At 73.9% G+C, this 2,105-nt stretch carries 2 protein-coding genes; both read left to right on the top strand.

Features of this window, described 5'->3' with window-relative positions:
• The first annotated feature begins 18 nt into the window (after positions 1-18).
• Positions 19-1,041: a phenylalanine--tRNA ligase subunit alpha gene (pheS, locus tag AC0CYZ_RS07085; protein WP_472213704.1), complete on the top strand. Its 1,023-nt coding sequence runs from the start codon at positions 19-21 to the stop codon at positions 1,039-1,041.
• A gap of 42 nt (positions 1,042-1,083) precedes the next feature.
• A partial coding sequence (locus AC0CYZ_RS07080; protein WP_472213702.1) for a phenylalanine--tRNA ligase subunit beta occupies positions 1,084-2,105 on the top strand: 1,022 nt, incomplete at its 3' end.

Below are 2,105 nucleotides of genomic sequence, written 5' to 3'. Positions count from 1 at the left end.
CCGAAGCAGGTCTCCGCGCTGTCCCCCGAGACCCTCGAGGCGGCGCGCGACGAGGCGACGAGTGCGTTCGCCGGCGCGACGACGCTCGAGGCGCTGACCGCGCTGAAGCCCGCGCACCTCGGTGACCGCTCGCCGGTCCTGCTAGCCCGCCGCGAGATCGGGTCGCTGCCTCCGCAGGCGAAGGCCGACGCGGGCAAGCGGGTCAACGAGGCCCGGCTGGCGGTGCAGGCCGCGTACGACGCGCGCCACGCGGTGCTGCTCACCGAGCGCGACGAGCGCGTGCTCGCGGAGGAGGCCGTCGACGTCACGCTGCCGACCGAGCGGCACCCGCGCGGCAGCCGCCACCCGCTCACCCAGACCTCCGAGCGGATCGCCGACGTGTTCGTCGCGATGGGCTGGGAGGTGGCCGAGGGCCCCGAGGTCGAGTCGGAGTGGTTCAACTTCGACGCGCTGAACTTCCTGCCGGACCACCCGGCCCGCACCATGCAGGACACCTTCCACGTCGAGCCGGCGGCGGCGAAGCAGGTCCTGCGCACCCACACGTCGCCGGTCCAGGTCCGTTCGCTGCTCGAGCGCGACCTGCCGGTCTACGTGGTCTGCCCCGGGCGGACGTTCCGCACCGACGAGCTCGACGCCACCCACACCCCGGTGTTCCACCAGGTCGAGGGCCTCGCCGTCGACAAGGGCCTGACCATGGCCCACCTCAAGGGCACGCTCGACGCGTTCGCCCGGGCGATGTTCGGCCCGGACTCGCGGATCCGGATGCGGCCGTCGTACTTCCCGTTCACCGAGCCCTCCGCGGAGCCCGACGTCTGGTTCCCGCAGAAGAAGGGCGGCGCCGGCTGGGTCGAGTGGGGCGGCTGCGGCATGGTCGACCCCAACGTCCTGCGCGCCTGCGGGGTGGACCCCGAGGTCTACTCCGGGTTCGCCTTCGGGATGGGCCTCGAGCGCACCCTGATGTTCCGCAACGGCCTGCCCGACATGCGCGACATGGTGGAGGGCGACATCCGCTTCACCAGCGCGTTCGCCGTCGAGCCCTGATCCCGGACCGGCCCCCTCGCCGCCCTGTAGAAAGGCCTGATCGTGCGCGTCCCCGTCTCCTGGCTCCTCGAGCACGTCGACCTCGCCGAGCAGCCCTCCGCGGACGACCTCGCCGAGGCGCTGATCCGCGTCGGGTTCGAGGTCGAGGACGTCGCGCTGCTGGAGCCGGTCACCGGTCCGCTGGTGATCGGGCGCGTCCTGGAGATCGAGGAGCTCACCGAGTTCAAGAAGCCGATCCGGTTCTGCCGGGTCGACGTGGGTTCGGCCGGGTCCGACCCCGCCGCCGCACAGGGCATCGTCTGCGGCGCGACCAACTTCGCCATCGGGGACCTGGTGGTCGCCGCCCTGCCCGGAACGACGCTGCCCGGCGGGTTCGCCATCGCCGCCCGGAAGACGTACGGGCGGGTCTCCGACGGCATGATCTGCGCGCTCGACGAGCTCGGGCTCGGCGACGACCACTCCGGCATCCTCGTGCTGCCGCCCGGCACCGCGGACCCGGGCGACGACGCCGCCGGCCTGCTCGGGCTCGACCCGGCGGCCCCCGAGGCGGTCCTCGACATCGCCGTCAACCCGGACCGCGGCTACGCACTGTCGATCCGCGGGATGGGCCGCGAGCTCGCCGGCGCGTACGACGCCGGCTTCGGTGACCCGGCGGCGGTCGACCAGGGCCTGCCGGCCCCGGACGGCGAGGCGTGGCCGGTGCGCGTCGAGCCCGACACCGGGTGCCGGCGGTTCGTGGCCCGGCGGGTCACCGGGCTCGACCCGACGGCGCCGACGCCGTGGTGGATGCGCCGTCGCCTGCTGCTCGCGGGCATCCGGCCGATCTCGCTCGCCGTCGACGTCACGAACTACGTGATGCTCGAGGTCGGCCAGCCGATGCACGCCTACGACGCGGCCCGCGTCTCCGGCGACGTCGTGGTGCGCCGGGCGCGCACCGACGAGAAGATCACGACGCTCGACGACGTGAGCCGCGCGCTCGACCCCGACGACGTCGCGGTCTGCGACGACTCCGGCCCGATCGGGCTCGCCGGCGTCATGGGCGGCGCGTCCACCGAGGTCACCGA

It is taken from the genome of Actinomycetospora sp. (assembly GCF_055612215.1).
The sequence above is the reverse complement of the archived record's forward strand: the minus strand, read 5'-3'. Positions and strand labels throughout refer to the sequence as shown.